The sequence below is a fragment of the Ensifer sp. Root142 genome, from assembly GCF_001426785.1.
GTDB classification, from domain to species: Bacteria; Pseudomonadota; Alphaproteobacteria; order Rhizobiales; family Rhizobiaceae; genus Ensifer; species Ensifer canadensis.
The window spans coordinates 648,580-665,872 of sequence record NZ_LMFK01000001.1; the positions used below are offsets into that span (position 1 = coordinate 648,580).

At 63.2% G+C, this 17,293-nt stretch carries 14 protein-coding genes; 5 read left to right on the top strand and 9 right to left on the bottom strand.

Annotated elements, in window-relative coordinates; all coding sequences use genetic code 11:
• Position 1: 1 nt before the first annotated feature.
• The 5 genes from ASD52_RS03170 to ASD52_RS03190 are packed head-to-tail and all read left to right on the top strand — an operon-like array spanning position 2 to position 6,146.
• Positions 2-1,012: a sugar-binding transcriptional regulator gene (locus ASD52_RS03170; protein WP_057209872.1), complete on the top strand. Its 1,011-nt coding sequence runs from the start codon at positions 2-4 to the stop codon at positions 1,010-1,012.
• Positions 1,009-2,004 carry an aldo/keto reductase gene (locus ASD52_RS03175; RefSeq protein WP_057209871.1) on the top strand — a complete coding sequence of 332 codons (996 nt, stop codon included), beginning with the start codon at positions 1,009-1,011 and terminating at the stop codon, positions 2,002-2,004. The genes ASD52_RS03170 and ASD52_RS03175 overlap by 4 nt, the downstream gene beginning before the upstream one ends.
• 11 nt (positions 2,005-2,015) lie before the next feature.
• The gene (locus ASD52_RS03180) at positions 2,016-3,764 is read left to right on the top strand and encodes a glycerol-3-phosphate dehydrogenase/oxidase (RefSeq protein WP_057209869.1); all 1,749 of its coding nucleotides are present in this window, start codon (positions 2,016-2,018) and stop codon (positions 3,762-3,764) included.
• Positions 3,737-4,579, top strand: a complete 843-nt coding sequence (locus tag ASD52_RS03185; protein WP_057209867.1) for a class I fructose-bisphosphate aldolase — start codon at positions 3,737-3,739, stop codon at positions 4,577-4,579. Before ASD52_RS03180 ends, ASD52_RS03185 begins: the two co-directional genes overlap by 28 nt.
• A 34-nt stretch (positions 4,580-4,613) precedes the next feature.
• Positions 4,614-6,146, top strand: coding sequence for an FGGY-family carbohydrate kinase (locus tag ASD52_RS03190; protein ID WP_025429294.1), 1,533 nt, complete (start codon positions 4,614-4,616; stop codon positions 6,144-6,146).
• Between the two features lie 226 nt (positions 6,147-6,372).
• On the opposite strand, the gene ASD52_RS03195 is transcribed toward ASD52_RS03190, so the two are convergent.
• The 9 genes from ASD52_RS03195 to ASD52_RS03235 all read right to left on the bottom strand — a co-directional run bounded on the left by ASD52_RS03195 (position 6,373) and on the right by ASD52_RS03235 (position 17,285).
• Positions 6,373-7,011, bottom strand: a complete 639-nt coding sequence (locus ASD52_RS03195) for an outer membrane protein (protein WP_025429293.1) — start codon at positions 7,009-7,011, stop codon at positions 6,373-6,375.
• Between the two features lie 221 nt (positions 7,012-7,232).
• Complete coding sequence (locus ASD52_RS03200) at positions 7,233-8,570, bottom strand: HAMP domain-containing sensor histidine kinase (RefSeq protein WP_057209865.1); 1,338 nt, start codon at positions 8,568-8,570, stop codon at positions 7,233-7,235.
• Positions 8,567-9,241, bottom strand: a complete 675-nt coding sequence (locus ASD52_RS03205) for a response regulator transcription factor (protein ID WP_057222833.1) — start codon at positions 9,239-9,241, stop codon at positions 8,567-8,569. The genes ASD52_RS03200 and ASD52_RS03205 overlap by 4 nt, the downstream gene beginning before the upstream one ends.
• Before the next feature lie 449 nt (positions 9,242-9,690).
• Positions 9,691-11,430 carry a M14 family metallopeptidase gene (locus ASD52_RS03210; protein WP_057219181.1) on the bottom strand — a complete coding sequence of 580 codons (1,740 nt, stop codon included), beginning with the start codon at positions 11,428-11,430 and terminating at the stop codon, positions 9,691-9,693.
• Positions 11,427-12,281 carry an ABC transporter permease gene (locus ASD52_RS03215; protein ID WP_057219179.1) on the bottom strand — a complete coding sequence of 285 codons (855 nt, stop codon included), beginning with the start codon at positions 12,279-12,281 and terminating at the stop codon, positions 11,427-11,429. The genes ASD52_RS03210 and ASD52_RS03215 overlap by 4 nt, the downstream gene beginning before the upstream one ends.
• 4 nt (positions 12,282-12,285) lie before the next feature.
• Positions 12,286-13,209, bottom strand: coding sequence for an ABC transporter permease (locus tag ASD52_RS03220; RefSeq protein WP_025429288.1), 924 nt, complete (start codon positions 13,207-13,209; stop codon positions 12,286-12,288).
• A 61-nt stretch (positions 13,210-13,270) separates the two neighbouring features.
• Positions 13,271-14,803, bottom strand: a complete 1,533-nt coding sequence (locus tag ASD52_RS03225) for an ABC transporter substrate-binding protein (RefSeq protein ID WP_057209860.1) — start codon at positions 14,801-14,803, stop codon at positions 13,271-13,273.
• 51 nt (positions 14,804-14,854) lie between these two features.
• The gene (locus ASD52_RS03230) at positions 14,855-16,687 is read right to left on the bottom strand and encodes an ABC transporter ATP-binding protein (protein WP_025429286.1); all 1,833 of its coding nucleotides are present in this window, start codon (positions 16,685-16,687) and stop codon (positions 14,855-14,857) included.
• 13 nt (positions 16,688-16,700) lie between these two features.
• The gene (locus tag ASD52_RS03235; protein WP_025429285.1) at positions 16,701-17,285 is read right to left on the bottom strand and encodes a winged helix DNA-binding protein; all 585 of its coding nucleotides are present in this window, start codon (positions 17,283-17,285) and stop codon (positions 16,701-16,703) included.
• Between the last annotated feature and the right edge of the window lie 8 nt (positions 17,286-17,293).

A 17,293-nucleotide genomic window follows, 5' to 3' on the forward strand; every position in this document is an offset into this window, starting at 1 on the left:
CATGCCGATCGCCAAGCCCAATCAGAACCTCATTTCCAGTGCACGCGAGGAACTCGTCGTTGCCCGGCAGATGCATCAGGCACTGGTGCTGCACTTCCTCGAGGGCCTGACGCAGTCGCAGATTGCCGACCGGCTCGGCATCTCGCAGCCGACGGTCAACCGTCTGATCAAGCGCGGACGCCAGCTCGGCCTGGTTGAAATCAAGATCAAGTCGCCCGTCGAACCGCTGGTCGACATGGAGGAGCAATTGCTTGCGCTTGGCGGCATCAGCCGCGCCGTCGTTGTTCCCACCGTCTCCGACAACCAGCAGACGGCGCTGCAGGCGGTGGGCGAGGCTGCGGCCCGGCTGCTGATGGAAGAGATCGCCGACGGCGACACCATCTGCATCACCGGCGGCAAGGGCGTCAGCGCCGTCGTTGCCGGTCTGCACCCGTCACGGCGCCTGGATGTCGAGGTGATCCCGGCGACCGGCTGCGTGCAGGGCAAGCACTATACCGACGTCAACCACGTCTCGACCCTCCTGGCGGATCGGCTCGGCGGCAGGTCCTATCAGATCCATGCGCCGCTCTTTGCCGACAGTGCCGCGGAGCGCGCCATGCTGATCAACATGCGCTCGGTGGCCGACGTGTTCAAGCGCGCCAGGGAAGCCAAGGTCGCGATCGTCGGCATCGGCTCGATCCTTTCCGACGATTCCAGCTACTACGACCTGCACCCATCTTCGAGCACCGATCGTGACGCGATCAAACGCTCCGGCGCAAGCTGCGAACTGCTTGCGCACCTGCTCGACGACCAGGGACGGGTCTGCGACTACAGCCTCAACCGCTCGCTCGTCTCGCTGACGCTCGACGAGTTCGCGTCGATCCCGACCAAGATCGGGGTGGCGAGCGGACCGAACAAGGCCGGCCCCATTCTCAGCGTCCTGCGCGGCAGGCATCTCGATACACTCGTGACCGACGAGGCGACCGGCGAGCGCATCCTTGCCATGGCAAGCGAAAAGGGACTTTCGGCATGAGCAATGAACAGTTGACGCGCGAGATCGGCCGCACCGGTGTCAAGGCATCCGCCGTCGGGCTCGGCACCTGGGCGATCGGCGGCTGGATGTGGGGCGGAACGGACGAAGGCGAATCGATCGCCGCGATCCAGGCCTCGCTCGATGCCGGCGTGACCCTGATCGATACGGCTCCCGCCTATGGTCTCGGGCGTTCGGAGGAAATCGTCGGCAAGGCGTTGGCCGGCCGCCGCGACAAGGCGGTGATCGCAACCAAATGCGGCCTCGTCTGGCATACGACGAAGGGGCGTCATTTCTTCGACCAGGACGGAAAGCCTGTTCATCGCTACCTCGGTCGCGACGCCATCGTTCACGAGGTCGAAGAGAGCCTGAAACGGCTCGGGACGGACTATATCGACCTCTACATCACCCATTGGCAGGACCCAACCACGCCGATCGAGGAGACGGTGCGGGCGCTGGAAGACCTGAAGAATGCCGGCAAGATCCGCGCGATAGGCGCCAGCAACGTCGACCGGTCCGAGCTGGAAGCCTATATCGCCACCGGCCGCCTCGACGCGATCCAGGAGCGTTTCAGCATGATCGATCGCGAGATCGAGGCGGAACTGTTGCCGCTGACGACTGCCAACGGTGTCGCCACGCTCAGCTATTCCTCGCTGGCCCTGGGCCTCTTGTCCGGTACCGTCGGCCCGGACCGGGTGTTTGCCGGAGACGATCAGCGCCGCGACAACCCGCGCTTCTCCGTCGGTAACCGTGAGAAGGCGACGGCCTTTGCCGAGGCGATACGGCCCATCGCCGAAAAGCATGCGGCCAGCATCGCCCAGACGGTCATTGCATGGACGCTTGCCCAGCCCGGCGTGACCTTTGCGTTGTGCGGCGCGCGCAATCCGGCGCAGGCGCTCGACAACGCCCGTGCGGGAACAATCCGGCTCGACGGCCAGGACCTCGCGGCGATCGATGAAGCGATAGCGGCGAAGCTCGCTCACATGGATAGGTAACGGACGCCATCATGAACCGAGAAGAGATTTTTGACGGGCTCCGCCAGAGCCCGAAGGTGGACGTCTGCGTCCTCGGCGGCGGCATCAACGGCCTCAGCGTGTTTCGCGAGCTGGCGCTGCAGGGCGTCAATGTCGTGCTCGTCGAGAAACACGATTTCTGTTCCGGCGCCAGCGCCGCGCTGTCGCGCATGGTTCATGGCGGATTGCGCTATCTCGAAAACGGCGAATTCAGCCTGGTGCGGGAATCGCTTGTCGAGCGCGACCGGCTCCTTCGCAACGCGCCGCACTATGTCGGTCCACTACCGACGACGGTTCCCGTGTTCGACGTGTTCTCCGGCATCGCCAACGGCGCGGTCCGGTTCCTTGGCTTGAGCCGGCGGCCGAGCCGCCGTGGCGCCGTCGTCATCAAGGCAGGGCTTGCGATCTACGATTTCCTGACGCGCAAGCGCGCCATTATGCCCCGCCACGAGTTTCGCGGTCGGCGCGCGACGCTTGGCCGATGGCCGGCGCTCAATCCCGCGATCAAGAATTCCGCGACCTATTATGACGCCTGGGTCAGTCAGCCCGAACGTCTCGGCATCGAACTGCTTGAGGACGGGCTGTCGTCTGGTACCCATGCGCGCGCTGTCAACTATGCCGAGCTGAAGCTGGTAGCTCCGGGGTGCTATGCCGTCAGAGACAATATCGCCGGCACGGAGGTCTTGATCGAGCCGACCGTGATCATCAACGCCACCGGCGGCTGGATCGACATCGCCAATCAGAGCCTGTTTTCCGAACCGGCCCGGCCGGCACCGTTGATGGGCGGCACCAAGGGGTCGCATCTGATCATCGACAACGACGATCTGACCCGCGCGCTCGATGGACACATGATCTACTACGAGAATGAGGACGGGCGCATCTGCATCCTGTTTCCCTATCTCGGCAAGGTTCTGGTCGGCTCCACCGACATTCGCGTCGACGATCCGGAAACCGTGCGCTGCGAGACGGCGGAACGGGACTACATCCTGCAGTCGCTCGCTTTCGTCCTGCCGACGATCAAGGTTCGTCCCGATGAGATCGCCTTCCAGTTTTCCGGGGTCCGGCCGCTGCCGGCGAGCAAGGACAGTTTTACCGGCCGCATCCCGCGCGATCACTATTGTACCTTCGTCGAGACCGCCGATGCCGGGCCGCCGGTCTTATGCATGATCGGTGGCAAATGGACGACCTTCCGCTCCTTCGGAGAGCTGGCTGCCGATCTTGTGCTCGAACGACTGGATCAGCCTCGCCGCGTGGCCACGGCCGATCGGGCGATTGGTGGCGGCCGGGATTTTCCCGCCGACCGGGAAGCCTGGATTGCGCGGGTCGCCTCGGCGGCGGCCCTTGCGCCGACGCGCGTCGCCACGCTCTTTGAGCGCTATGGCACGGATGCCGAGCGCATCGCCGCCTTCGTCGCTGCCGCGCCCGACGCTCCGCTTCCGCATCCTGATTATTCGACCCGCGAAATCCAGTTCCTGATCCGCAGCGAGAAGGTCGAACAACTCGACGACCTCTTGCTTCGGCGCACGACCCTGGCGATCACCGGCGAGCTTTCGCTCGAAATGACGGACGCCGTGCTCGCATTGCTCGCGGCCGAAAAGCACTGGCCAGTGGCCCGCCAGGCGCTTGAACGCGCCCGTTTTCTCACCCTTCTCCTCGAACGCCACGGCGTCGATGAAGACATGCTTTCCGCACGGAACGAACAAAGGAGTGCATTATGCGAAACAACCGCAAGGTCCGGATGAACCGTCTTTTTGGCGCAGGACGCTGCCTGGACGTGGCCATCGACCATGGCGTCTGCAACGAACCGTCGTTCCTCGACGGTCTTGAGAACATGGAATCCGTGGTGAGGGCCCTGGTCGACGCTAGGCCCGATGCGATCCAGATGAACTATGGCCAGGCCGATCTGCTCCAGGATCTTCCGGGCAAGGACAAGCCGGCTCTGGTCATGCGTATCGACATGGGCAACCCGTATAATCGCATCCGCCACCGCGACATGTGGGCTGTGCTGCAGAACGAGGCCGAACCGCTGGTCGGCGCTTTGGAGATGGATGCCGCCTGCGTGGTCGTCAATCTGTTCATGCTGCCCGACGAACCGGACCTCTTTCGCCAGTGCGTAGCCAACATTTCCCGCGTCCGTGCCGATTGCGAAAAATACGGCATGCCGCTGATGATCGAGCCACTGGTCATGCAGCCGGTCACCGAGCGCGGCGGCTACATGGTCGATGGCGATGCGGAAAAAATCGTCACGTTGACGCGGCTCGCCCGTGAGATGGGCGCCGATATCGTCAAGGCCGACCCGACGACAAATGCCGAGGATTTCCACCGCGTGGTCGAGGCAGCCCGCTGCCCGGTTCTGGTGCGCGGCGGCGGCAAGGAGGACCTGCGTGCCGTGTTCGACAAGTCTGCGGCCTTGATGCGGCAGGGCGCTGTGGGCATGGTCTATGGGCGCAATATCTACCAGCATGCAAACCCGAGCGCCGTCGTTCGCGGTTTGATGGCCATCGTGCACGATGACGCCGATGGCGCAGCCGCCTTCGCCCTGTATCAGCAAGGCTGAGAAAGACGATCCGAACCTTGGGAGGGGTTCTTCAATGGCAGACTATCTTTTAGGACTCGACGCCGGAAACACCGTCATCAAGGCGGTGATTTTCGACCTTGAGGGCAACGAGATCGCGGCGGCTGCGCAGGAGGGGCACAGCCGGGTTCCGCGGCCCGGGCATGTCGAGCGGGGGCTCGAAGAGCTGTGGACCCATGCCCGGGCAGTCATCCGCCAATGCGTCGAACGTGCCGGCATCCGTGCCGAAGAGATCGTGGCGATCGGTTGCGCCGGTCACGGCAACGGCCTTTATGCTCTCGACCAGGGCGGTGAGCCGCTTCTCGGCATCCAGTCGCTCGACACGCGTGCCGCCGGGCTAGTGGAAGAATGGAAGGCGCAGGGTGTCGGCGACCGCACCTATGCCATCGGCCGGCAACGGCCCTGGCCGTCGCAGACGCCGACCTTGCTTGCCTGGCTCAAGCGTTTCCAGCCCGAGACCTATGCCAGGATCGGCACGGTGTTTCTGTGCAAGGATTTCATCGTCAACCGACTGACCGGCAAGCGGGTCAGCGACGTCTCGGATATGACCGGCTGCGGCCTCCTTAATGTCGTCAACCGCCGCTACGACCGCGATCTGATGGCGGCCTTCGATCTCGGCGAGGCAACCGGCCTCTTGCCTGACCTCGCCGAAAGTGCGGATGTGGTCGGCACGGTCACGCCGGAGGCGGCAGCACAAACCGGTCTTGCTGCGGGCACGCCGGTGGTCGGCGGTCTCTTCGATGTCGTCGCCTCGGCAATCGGCTCGGGCGTCACGCGCACCGGCGCTGCCTCGATCATCGCCGGAACCTGGAGCATCAACCAGGTGATTATCGATGGCCCTGACCTTTCGGGCCCGGTGTTCATGTCCTCCACCTTTGATCGCGGCCGCTACATGGCAATCGAATCGAGCGCGACGTCGGCGGCCAATCTCGAATGGCTGGTGCGCGAGTTCTTTGCTGACAGCGGCATCGACGACGGCCGATCGCCGTTTGACGTCTGCTGCTCGTTTGCATCCGATATCGAACCGGCCGCGAATGACCCGATCTATCATCCCTTCCTCTATGGCGCGCAGCAGGACGGTAACGCCCGCGCCGGGTTCTATGGCGTCGCCGGCTGGCACACGAAGGGTCACCTGGTTCGCGCGGTTCTCGAAGGTGTCGCCTTCGGCCACCGCCAGCACATCGCCACGATGCGGGCGGCGGGCGCGACCTTCGACGAGGCGGTGCTTTCAGGCGGCGGATCGCGCAGCCTGATCTGGCCGCAGATCTTTGCCGACGTGCTCGGGGTTCCGGTGTCGGTCGCCCGTTCGCGCGAAACCGGCGCGCTCGGCGCTGCGATTGCCGCGGGCACGGGGGCAGGGATCTTTGCCGATTTCTCGGAAGGTGCGGCAGCCATGGTGAGGACGGAACGCCACTACCGCCCGAACGCGGCGATAGCGCGCCACTACACGCGACGGTACGAGCTTTATCGGGACATCGCCGACGCAATGGCGCCGATCTGGCGGCGGCTTTCGAATGCCGAAGCCGAGGTTTCGGAGGCGGCGGCTTAGAGCATTTCCAGGAAAAGTGCGACGCGGTTTTCCGTCAGGAAATGCGTAAAAACAAGGAGATAGAGCGTTTCTGACTCCACTTAGACCGGAAACGCTCTAGACGCGGGCCAGCGAAAGAGTGAAGCCGAGGGCCGGGACCGGCCTTCGGCTTGATCGTTCCACGTCGAACCGAGCGCCGCTGACCCAGGGAGGATCGGGTGACGGCGCTGCGATCGCGTGGGAACAATCAGAACCGCATGTTCACGCCGGCCTTGATGACGTGGCTGTTGATGTCCTTCTCGCTCGACCCGAAGGCCGTGTTGGTGCGGACGTCGGGCGTGGTGATGTAGTTGTATTCGATCTTCGCCGAGAGACCGCCGGCGAAAGCCTGCTCGACGCCGGCGCCCACCAGATAACCGCCCTTGAAGCCGACATCGTTCTGGACGCCGCCGCCCTTCTTGTAGTTGGTCATGGCATAACCGGCCGTGCCGTAGACGAGTGTCTGGTCGAACGAGAGGCCGGCCTTCGCCTTGATCGCGCCGCGCCATTTTTCCTTGAGTTTGCCGCCGCTGACCTTGTGTTCGGTGTCGCCGAGATAGGAGCCTTCGATTTCGGCACCGACGATGCCGGGACCGACCTGCATGTTGTAGCCGGCCTGTGCGCCGAAGACGACGCCGTTGCGGTCGGAAAACGGATTGGGACTACCGGTAAAGCCGAGACCGCCATGGGCGCCGACATAGGCACCGCTCCAATTGAAGGCAGGCGGGTCCTGGTAGGACGAAGCCGGTTCCGGCGAATAGGGGTCGGCGGCCAGTGCCTGTTGCACACCGGCTGTGGCCAAAAAGGTGATGCCGAGCCAGAGGGGAAGTTTGTGACGTTGCCGCATGGCGTTGCTCCGTGGATTGGACTAGGCGCCGGTCGCGGCGCATTTATCTTCTCTCTTCGCTTCGCGCCGGCTGGCACGATTATCGACGCTGGAAGATGTGCGCATTTGTGCGCCGCACGGATTGCATCAACATTGCAAATATCGACTAAATCGCTGATTTTGTTATTAATAACCTGTTAGACTCTATGGCGAAGATGCGGCAGTCAATCGCCCAAAGTCTCTCACGCGACCGGCAGGGTCATGCGGAAACAGGCGCCACCGGTCGGCGCACAGACCACCGATATGTGGCCCTTGTGACGGTTGACGATCTCGCTGACGAGATGCAGCCCAAGGCCAGCACCGTGGTCACGCGGTTGCAACCGGTGAAACGGCTCGAAAATCCGCTCCCGTTCGCTTTCGGGAATGCCGGGCCCCTCGTCGCTGACCTCGATGATACCACCACGCTCGACGTGAATGGAGATCAGGCCGCCAGCATGCTCGATTGCGTTGCGGACCAGATTGGTGACGGCACGCTCCAGCGCGCCAGCGTCTCCCCGCGCGCTAACCTGAGCGGGCCCATGGGTAAAAGAGATGTCGCAATCGGCCGACAGTGCGAGAGGGGCGAGGTCGGCGGCGACGTCGCGGCAGAGCGAAACCAGGTCGAGGGGTGCGAAATGCGCGCCGTCGCGGTCGATGCGCTCGAGGTCGAGCAGCTGTTCGGCAAGGCCGGCAATACGGGCGGCATCAACAAGAAGACGGGCGCGCAACGGCCCGATGTCCATGCCCTCCAGCCGGGTCTGCAGGATCGCGACCGGGGTCCTCAACTCGTGGGCTGCATCCAATATGAAGCGCTGGCGGCGCTCGTAACCTTCGTCCAAGCGCTGCAGCGCACCGTTGACGGCTTCGACCAGCGGGCGCACCTCGCCCGGCACGCGGCCATCGGGCAGACGGGCGCCCCGGCGGTCGACGTCGATGCTTTTGGCGTGGTCGGCGACCTCGGCGAGGCTGGAAAAGGCACGGCGCACAATGATCGGAATGGCGAAGGCGGGAATGAGCACGAGGATGAGCACGATCGGCAGCAGCAGCAGGTTCGTCAGGAAAAACACCGCGAACGAGGCGCTCCACAGGCGTCCGCCGCCGGTCAGAACCGTGTAAGTGCCGTTCTCGGTCTCGATCGCGCGAACGATCGCCGAGAGCAGGTAGGGTTCCAGTCCGTCGCGGATGTCGGCGAAGGCGACGCGGTCGAGATGCTCGCCGATGCCGCGATAGGCATCGGGGACCGGCCCGCTTTGGATCGTGTCGCCGCGCTCGTTGCGCACGACGAACCAGAAGCCCGGCGTTTCGGCGAGCAGGGCCTGAAGCTGCGGCGTGTTTTTCAGCCTCAGTTTCTGGTCGGGGGTCACCTCGACGGCACTGGCGGCAATCGACGCCGAACTGGCATCAAGGATCATGCCGCCGAGATCGGCCCGGATCAAAAGCGCCATGAAGCCTGCAATGACGGCAACGAGCAGCAGCACCTGAAATGTGAGGATGTGCCAGATGAGCCGCTTCTTCAGCGAGTGGTTGGGGTTGTCGCTCATGACATCGGTCTCAGCAGGTAGCCGACCCCACGAATGCCGTGGATCTCCACGCCGGAGCCGGACTCCAGCAATTTCCTGCGCAGTCTCGAAACATGGGCGTCGAGCGAGTTGGACTGGATTTCGTCGTCGTACCCGTAGACGGATTCCTCCAGCGTCGAGCGTTGCACGGTGCGCCCCTGCCGTCGCGCCAGCGCTTCGAGCACAAGCAGTTCCCGGCGGGGAAGTTCGAGCACGCGGCCGTCGATCCGCGCTTCCCGAGCGCCGAAATCGAAGACAAGATTGCCGATGCGCGCGGTCATCGGTGCGATATCGGGTGCCCGCCGCATCAATGCGCGAAGCCGTGCCAGCAGTTCCTCGACCGCGAAGGGTTTGGCGAGATAATCGTCGGCCCCCATGTCCAGCCCCTTGATCCGCTCGTCGACGGCGCCACGCGCCGTCAGCACGATCACCGGGATGCCCGACTTCAGCGCGCGAACACGGGGAATGAGCGTCAACCCGTCTCCGTCAGGCAATTGCCGGTCGAGAATGATCGCGTCATGGACCTGATTGGCCATCGCGGCGATGGCGTGATCGAGCGACGGCGCATGGTCGAGGATCATGTCGTAGCGGCCAAGGGCAACGCCGAGCGCGGCAGCCATCTCAGGCTCGTCCTCAACAAGGAGTAGGCGCATGTCTCGATTCTCCAACGTGTCTGTGCGGTAGGCGCACATTTGCTTGAGGACCATTGCCGCAAAGTTGCGGTTGGTTCGCGCTCTGACTGCATCATTTACAGGCTGGCGCGCAATGCGGCCGCAACGCTGCGGCGGCAGCCTTTACGGTATCCGGCGGCTCCAAGCGATATGAGAGGCAGGTATATGCGCGTCTTGGCGAAAGGGCGTTCGTGCAGGGATTATCACGGAGGCGATCGTCATCGGCGCATCGAGGAAGCAGAGAATGCGCGAGAGCCTGCCGTATGGCCGCACCGAACAGCACGCGCGCTGCGCAGTTCGCTACCGCACGTATGAACCGCGCAGTAGCTCATTCACCGGGCATGGCGGCGGCGATACGCATGCCGGTGAAACGGGCAGATGTGACGGCCCCGAAAGCCCATCACATCCTTGAAAGATTTGCCGGGCGAAGCCTAGGCGACTGCCATCATCGACTGGAACGCCTCGTAGGCGGCCAGAACCGTCTCCCGTTGCGCGTCATGGCCGGAAACGAAGGCGTCGCCATAGATGGTTTCGTCGGGATATTCCGTGATCAGCGTCAGCGGCGCCTTGTGGCGATCGTCGACGGAGATCATGCAGGGGAAGCCGTTGATGATGCGGAAGCCGGTCTCGCCCGCATGGGTTTCGTAAAGCGCGATCTGCTGATCATTGTAGGCGAGAAGACCGGGCACAGTGGCGAGTCGAGCCGTCACCGCTTCGATCAACTGTTCGGCACGCGCTTCCCAATCGGCGTGGTGGCGCATGATCAGGAAGAAGCCCTTCGGCAGCGTCCACATGGCAAAGCCGCGCGGCACATAGCCGGACAGCGGCCGTGTCCATTCGTGCGAGGGGTAGCCGTGCAGGTTGACATGAAGCTCGGCGCCCGACAGGGCTTCGGCCTCGTTGCGGATCGCCCGCTCGTTGAGGGCGGCGCCGGCGCGATATTCAAGATCGTCGCCAAGCGCAGTGTAGCGGGCGGCGTGATGCATGTGCAGCGGGTTATCGGCACGCAACCGCTGGTGAACGGCATAACCGTCGGGGTTTTCGAGCGGAGATATCGTGAAGTGCGTGCTGGGGAGAGTGGCCAGCGTCTGAGCCGCGCGCAATGCGCCGACGATGCCGGTGGTCTCGTTGGGGTGCTGGCCGCCGCTGATCATCACGGCAGCATCGGTGCCTTTGTGATAGCGCGCCTTGACCGGGCGACCGGCCCGCGAATGTGCTTCAAAGGGCTGGCCTTCGATCTTTTCCAGTTCGGCATGGATCTGCGCAACCGCGAGCGGTGCCTGAGCCGTGTCGAGAGGTTGGATTTCGCCGTCGGCGTCCGTCGTCGCGAGCGGTCGGGTTTCGACGCGAACCGTGGGTTTGCCATCGGCAAAGACGATTTCGGGGACGATCTGGCCGGGTTTCAGGCCACGGTCGCCCAACGGACGGCCCGACTTCTTCTGGAAGACTTCGAGCAGCGAGAAATAGAAGTCCTCATGCATCGCTTCGCGCAGGCTGACGACCTCTTCGCCGACCGGCAGCTGCAGATCGTTGATCGGCAACGTCGCACGGATGTTGAGTTCGTCGAAATAGGGTTCGCTGTCGCCCCAGCCGTGCTCGGCGATTGCACGCATGGCGCCTGCAAACAGCCGCTCATAGTCAGTTTCGAGGTGGCATTCCCTCCGCTTGCTGCTGCTGTCGTCGAGACGGACCCAGCCGGTCGGAGACAGGAGTGTTTCGCCGATGAAATCGGTGTGCTGGCGGTTGGGCGCAAACACCGTATGGGCTTCCGTGCATCCGTCGGCAAAGGTCAGCGCGACGTCGTAGGTTAGTGCCGTATCGCTGCCGCCGACAAAGACGATCTCGGCGTCGCCGACGAGCGCTGCCAGCGGATAGGCTTCGAGCAGGAAGCGGTTCGCCGGGCAGTTTTCGGGCTGCGGATAGCGGATATCGACGCGCTTCAGTGCCTTGCGGTCGACCTCCTCGAGAAAGAAGTGCAAGAGCGGCTTGTAGGCGCTCCTGAGCTTTGCCTCGACGCCGAAGGCACCAAGCTTCTGCTCGGCCGCCCTGCGGCTTTCGCGATCATCGAAGAGCCATGCCTCCAGCCGGGTGCCGCGAGCAACCTCCTTGCCATAGGTTGCGAGCATGGTGTCGAGCGTGCGCTCGAACGTCCCTTCGAAAATTGTGGTCATCGTGAAGTTCTGCCTGTTGGGTCGAGACTGTCGCGCAGCCAGTCGCCGAGAAGGTTGAGGCCAAGGACGGTAAGAAGGATTGCAAGGCCTGGGAAGACGCTGACCCACCAGGCGTTCTGCAGGTAGGTGCGGCCGTCGGCGAGCATGCCGCCCCAGCTCGGGATCAGCGGGTCGACGCCGAGGCCGAGGAAGGTCAGGCTGCTCTCGAGCAGGATGTTGTTGGCAACGTTGAGCGTCATCAACACGATGACCGGGCCGATCAGGTTCGGCAGCAGATGCTGGAACAGGATCTTCACATCGCGAACGCCGATGGCGCGGGCCGACTGGATGAACTCCCGTTCGCGCAGCGACAGCACCGAGCCGCGCACGAGACGGGCATATTGCACCCATTGCGAGATGATCAGTAGCACGATCGTGTTGGTCAGCCCGCCGCCGACGATGGCGATGAAGGTGATGGCGAGCAGGATGAAGGGCAGCGCCAGCTGCACGTCGGCAAATCGCATGACGACCATGTCCCAGAAGCCGCGATAGTAGCCGGAGACGAGGCCCATCACCACGCCGATTACGACGGCACCGGCTACCGAGGTGAAGCCGACGAGCAGGGAAATCTTGCCGCCGGCAACGACGCGAGCAAGCACGTCACGGCCGAGCGGGTCGGTGCCGAGCGGATGTGCCCAGTTGACGAAGGGCGGCGTCAGCCGCGCCATCAGATCGATTTTGTCGGCGCCGCCCGGAAAGAGCACACCTGACAAGAGAACAGCGAGGCACATGCCGCCGGCAAGCAGCGCGCCGAGGATGAATTCGAGGTTGCGGAAACGGGCGAAACGGGTGTTTGCGGCCTTGGTGGTCATCGGCTCACTCCGTCCGGATGCGCGGGTCGACGAGGCCATAGGCGATGTCGACGATGAGGTTGACGCCGACGATCATCAGCGAGAGCACGGTGATGACGGCCTGCAGCACGGGATAGTCGCGGGCGCCGACGGCGTCGAAGGCGAGGGTGCCCATGCCCGGCCAGTTGAACACGCGCTCCACGACGACGATGCCGCCGAGAAGACCGCCGAACTGGAGGCCGAAATAGGTGATGAGCGGGATGGCACAGTTACGCAGCGCATGCTTGTAGAGCACCTTGCTTTCGCTGAGGCCCTTGGCGCGGGCCACCATGATGTATTGCGACTGCAGGGTTTCGAGCATCGCCGTGCGCACCAGGCGGACATTGGTTGCCGTCAGGATGATGCCCATGGTGACAGCCGGCATGATGAAGCTCGCAAACCCGTCCATGCCGCTCGGCGGCAACCATTTGAGGGTGATCGAAAACAACAGCACCAGCATGATCGCCAGCCAGAAGTTCGGGAAGGACAGGCCAACGAGCGAGAGGATGCGGATCGCCTGATCAGCCCATTTGCCGCGGGCGACAGCCGCCTTGATGCCGAGCGGGATCGAAATGATGATCGAAACGATGAGTGACGCGAAGGCCAGCATCATCGTTGCCGGCAGGGCGGCGGCAATCAGCTGCGAGACCGGTGTGCCGCCCATGAACGAGCGGCCGAAATCCAATGTGAACAGGCCTTTGATGAAGGCAAAATACTGCGTCATGAAGGGTTGGTTGAGGCCGAGCGCCTCGCGGATGCGCGAGAGGTCTTCCTCGGTGACGCTACCCGCACCTTGGGCGAGCATCAGTGCCGGGTCGCCCGTCAGGCGGATGGCAAAGGAGACGATGAGCGTTACGACGAAAACAACGAACACCGCCTGCAGAACACGTTTGATCAAAAATCCGGCCAACTTACCCGCCCTTCATGAAGACGACCCGCCGCTCGCTGTTGGGAAGCGGCGGATCTGATTGTTACTCGACCGTGACGTCCGTCAGCCGCAGGCGGCTGTCGGGAACAGGCGTGAAGTTCTTGACGCGCTTGCTCACGCCGAAGATGGCGTTGAGGTTGTAGAGCGGCATTTCCAGCGCACGGTCGGCGGCGTAGTTGGCGATCTGCTTGAGGATTTCCTCGCGCTTGGGCTGATCGGTGATCGAGCGCTGGGATTCGAGCAGCTTGTCGAGTTCGGCGTCGCTGTCGTACGGGTTCCACTTTTCACCCGAGTGGTACATCGAGTAGGCCGTGTTGTCGTAATCGAGCGTCCAGCCGCCCCAGGCCTGCTGGAACATCGCGCCCGTCTTGCCGGCCGGGATGATGTCGTTCAACAGAACGTTGGTTTCGTAAGGCTTGATCGTCGCGTTGATGCCGACGAGCTGCAGGTAGCTGGCGACGGCCTGAACAACTTCGTTGAAGGTTGCGTCGTTGCCGCGCACGTCGATCTGGACGGAAGCACCCGGCGCGACGCCCGCTTCCTTCAACAGCGCCTTCGCCTGCTCCGGATCGTATGGCAACGGCTTCATGCTTGGGTCGAAGCCGAACGACAGTTCGCCCTGGAAGCTGGCGATCGGAGCGGCCTGGCCGCCGAGGATCGACTGGATGATGGTGTCGCGGTCGACGCCGAGGATCAGCGCCTTGCGGACCTTCGGATCCTTGGTGATGCCGTCGCGGGTGTTGAAACGCAGCGCATAGACGGTCGGGCCGGGGGTCGAGACGAGTTCGAGCTTGTCGTCACCCTCGATCGTCGGGATCATGCCGATCGGGATGGTCGGCGGGATGACGAGATCGACGCGGCCGGCCTGCAATTCGGCAACGGCGGTTGCCGGCTCGGCGATGAAGCGGAAGTCGAGGTTGGAAAGCTTCGGTGCGCCGCCCCAATGATCGGCGAAGGCTTCGAGCTTGATCGCCACCTTCGGCTCATAGGAGACGAATTTGAATGGGCCGGTACCGACAGGATGGGTGTTGAAATAGTCCTCACCCTTTTCCTGGATGTATTTCGGCGGCACGATCATCGCGCCGTAGCCGGCGAGCTTGGTCAGTAGAACAGGATCCGGTGACTTCAGGTGGAGATCGACGGTCTTCTCGTCGACGATCTCGACACGCTCGATGACCGCATAGTTGGATTTCTGTGGCCCCTTGGAGCCTTCTTCGCCGAGCAGGCGATCGAAGGTGTATTTCACGGCTTCGGCGTTGAAAGGCTCGCCATTGTGGAACTTGACGCCTTCGCGCAGCGTGAAGCGCAGGCGCTTGCCGCCGTCGAGCTCTTCCCAGGCGGTTGCAAGGCCTGGAACCAGCTTGCGGTCAGGGCCGCGATAGGTCAGGCCGTCGAAAATGTTGGTGGAGACAGATGCCCAGTTGACGAGGAAGGTGTCGACCGGATCCCAGCTGCCCGGATCCTGTGGCGACGAAACCGTCAATGTGCCGGCGGCAAAGGCCGGCGCGGCCGTCAGAAAGCTGCCAGTCAGCGCAAGCGCGATGAAGGCGGCGTGGATCCCCTTTTTGTTGATCATTTTTTACTCACTCCTGTTTCGACTGCCTTCCCCTGAAAAGAGAAAGCGGCTTTACGCGTCCAGGGCCACGAAATGGCCCGGCGCGATCTCCTTGCGCGGAAGCACCGCGGGTTCTTCTCCGACACGCCGGATCGGGCTCGGGATCTCGCCTTCGATCATCCCCCGGTCGCGCCCCTTGCCGGGATCGGCGACCGGAACGGCCGATAGCAGCCGGCGGGTATAGGGATGGGTCGGGGTTTCGAACACCTGGCGGCGGCTACCGAATTCCATCACCTGGCCGAGATAGAGCACGGCGACGCGGTGGCTCATGCGCTCGACCACGGCCATGTCATGGCTGATGAAAAGATAGGCGAGGCCTTCCTGTTCCTGCAGCTCCATGAACAGATTGATGATCTGGGCCTGGATCGACACGTCGAGCGCCGATAGCGCCTCGTCGGCGATGATGAGCTTGGGCCGGGATGCGAGCGCCCGGGCGATACAGACGCGCTGGCGTTGACCGCCGGAGAACTCATGCGGGTAACGCTCGGCATGGGCGGAGGTCAGCCCCACCCGCTCGAGCAGTTCGTGAACGCGCTTTTCGATTTCCTTGTTGCCAAGGATCAGCCCATGGGTGCGGATCGGTTCGGCAATCGAGAAACCGACGGTCTTGCGCGGGTCGAGTGAGGCGAAGGGATCCTGGAAGATGTACTGGATTTCCTGTTTCAGCCGCTGGCGCTCGGCAAAGCTCATGGCGGAGACCGGGCGTCCGCCGAAGAGGATTTCACCTGAGGTGGCGCTCTGGAGCTGCTGGATTGTACGGCCGATCGTCGACTTGCCGGAACCGGATTCGCCGACAAGTGCCAGGGTCTCGCCCGGGAAAATGTCGAAGCTGACATTTTCAATTGCGTGAACGCGGTGCGTGGCCCTGCCGAAAAGGTTCTTCTTGACGTCAAAGCGTGTAACGAGATCGCGCACGGAGAGGATCGGTGCTGCGTCGTAGCGGGCGGTGCGCTGGATATGCTCTTCGCCCACAAGCTTCGGCGCGCCGTCGATCATCATCGTCAGCGGCATGCGCTTGGGGAAGTCTTCGCCGGTCATGCTGCCGAGCTTCGGCACGGCGGAAAGAAGCGTCTGGGTATAGGGATGTTGTGGATTGGCGAAGATCTCGGCGACCGGACCTTCCTCGACCTTGCGGCCCTTCCACATGACGACGACATCGTCGGCCATTTCGGCGACGACGCCCATGTCATGGGTGATGAAGATCACCGCCATGCCGAGCTCCTTCTGGAGGTCGCGGATGATGGTGAGGATCTGGGCCTGGATGGTCACGTCGAGCGCCGTCGTCGGCTCGTCGGCGATCAAAAGCTTCGGGCGACAGGCAAGCGCCATGGCGATCATGACGCGTTGGCGCATGCCGCCGGAGAGCTGGTGCGGATAACGGCCGACGAGCTCGGCGGAATCGGGCAGCCGCACCATGTCGAGCAGCCGGCATGTCTCGGTGAGAGCTTCGGCTTTCGTCATCTTCTCGTGCAGCATCAGCACTTCGGCGATCTGGTCACCGATCGTGAACACCGGATTGAGCGACGTCATCGGCTCTTGGAAGATCATGGCGATCTCCTTGCCGCGAATGCTGCGCATCGCTTTCTGCGGTTCGGCCGTCAGGTTCACCGCGCCGTTCTTGCCCTGGAACAGGATGCGACCGGAGGGGAACCGACCTCCCATCATGTCGGCAAGCCGCATGATCGAAAGCGAGGTCACCGATTTGCCGGAGCCCGATTCGCCGACGATTGCCAGCGTCCGTCCCGCGGTGACCGAAAAGCTCAGGTCTTCGACGACGGCATTGCCATTGAAGGCGACGGACAGGTTTTCTACGGCCAGCAGCGGGGGTGTCGTATCAGCGGTCACGCGATCTTCCTTGTCACAATGTGGTCGCGGCACGCGCGGACTGTTCATAGGCCCCCGACATGAAGCGCAGCACAGCGGCGATTTCCGAGAGTGTCTCCTCGGAAGGGCGGGCATTGGCCGTCGAGGTCACGAGCAGGCGCTCGCGGATTTGCGCATAACGGGTGCAGGCTTCCGCGCCCTTGTCGGTGATCTGGATGGTCTTTTCCTTGCCCGCCTTGCCTGTGGTGACAAGGCCGGCCGCCTCGAGCTTGCGGATGGCATAGGTCGCCACATGCGTGTCTTCGATGTCGAGCACGAGGCAGATATCGGCGAGCTTCTTGCCGCGGTCGCGGTGGCGGATCGTATGCAGGATGAGAATTTCTGTGGAGGAAAGGCCGGGCACACCGGCGGCAGCCATGCAGCGCACCATCCAGCGATGAAACGCGTGAGAAGCGAGAATCAGACCGTACTCGACTTCCGAGAGCCCTGGGGACCCGCCTTCGGCCAGATGTGCGGAGGAGACGATCGGTCCGATCGCGGACACGGGCTTCATGTGGTCGGGCAAAGCGTCTTGCGCCCATTCCCTCCCTTCAAAGCTCTCCTCAGACTTCTTCGTCATTCAGCACT

Bases quoted from the DNA above. Each gene is read 5' to 3' on its own strand.
- ASD52_RS03235 (WP_025429285.1), bottom strand. From the start codon at position 17,285: ATGACGAAGAAGTCTGAGGAGAGCTTTGAAGGGAGGGAATGGGCGCAA.
- ASD52_RS03215 (WP_057219179.1), bottom strand. From the start codon at position 12,281: ATGACCACCAAGGCCGCAAACACCCGTTTCGCCCGTTTCCGCAACCTC.
- ASD52_RS03185 (WP_057209867.1), top strand. From the start codon at position 3,737: ATGCGAAACAACCGCAAGGTCCGGATGAACCGTCTTTTTGGCGCAGGA.
- ASD52_RS03175 (WP_057209871.1), top strand. From the start codon at position 1,009: ATGAGCAATGAACAGTTGACGCGCGAGATCGGCCGCACCGGTGTCAAG.
- ASD52_RS03200 (WP_057209865.1), bottom strand. From the start codon at position 8,570: ATGAGCGACAACCCCAACCACTCGCTGAAGAAGCGGCTCATCTGGCAC.
- ASD52_RS03210 (WP_057219181.1), bottom strand. From the start codon at position 11,430: ATGACCACAATTTTCGAAGGGACGTTCGAGCGCACGCTCGACACCATG.
- ASD52_RS03195 (WP_025429293.1), bottom strand. From the start codon at position 7,011: ATGCGGCAACGTCACAAACTTCCCCTCTGGCTCGGCATCACCTTTTTG.
- ASD52_RS03170 (WP_057209872.1), top strand. From the start codon at position 2: ATGCCGATCGCCAAGCCCAATCAGAACCTCATTTCCAGTGCACGCGAG.
- ASD52_RS03205 (WP_057222833.1), bottom strand. From the start codon at position 9,241: ATGCGCCTACTCCTTGTTGAGGACGAGCCTGAGATGGCTGCCGCGCTC.
- ASD52_RS03180 (WP_057209869.1), top strand. From the start codon at position 2,016: ATGAACCGAGAAGAGATTTTTGACGGGCTCCGCCAGAGCCCGAAGGTG.
- ASD52_RS03190 (WP_025429294.1), top strand. From the start codon at position 4,614: ATGGCAGACTATCTTTTAGGACTCGACGCCGGAAACACCGTCATCAAG.
- ASD52_RS03225 (WP_057209860.1), bottom strand. From the start codon at position 14,803: ATGATCAACAAAAAGGGGATCCACGCCGCCTTCATCGCGCTTGCGCTG.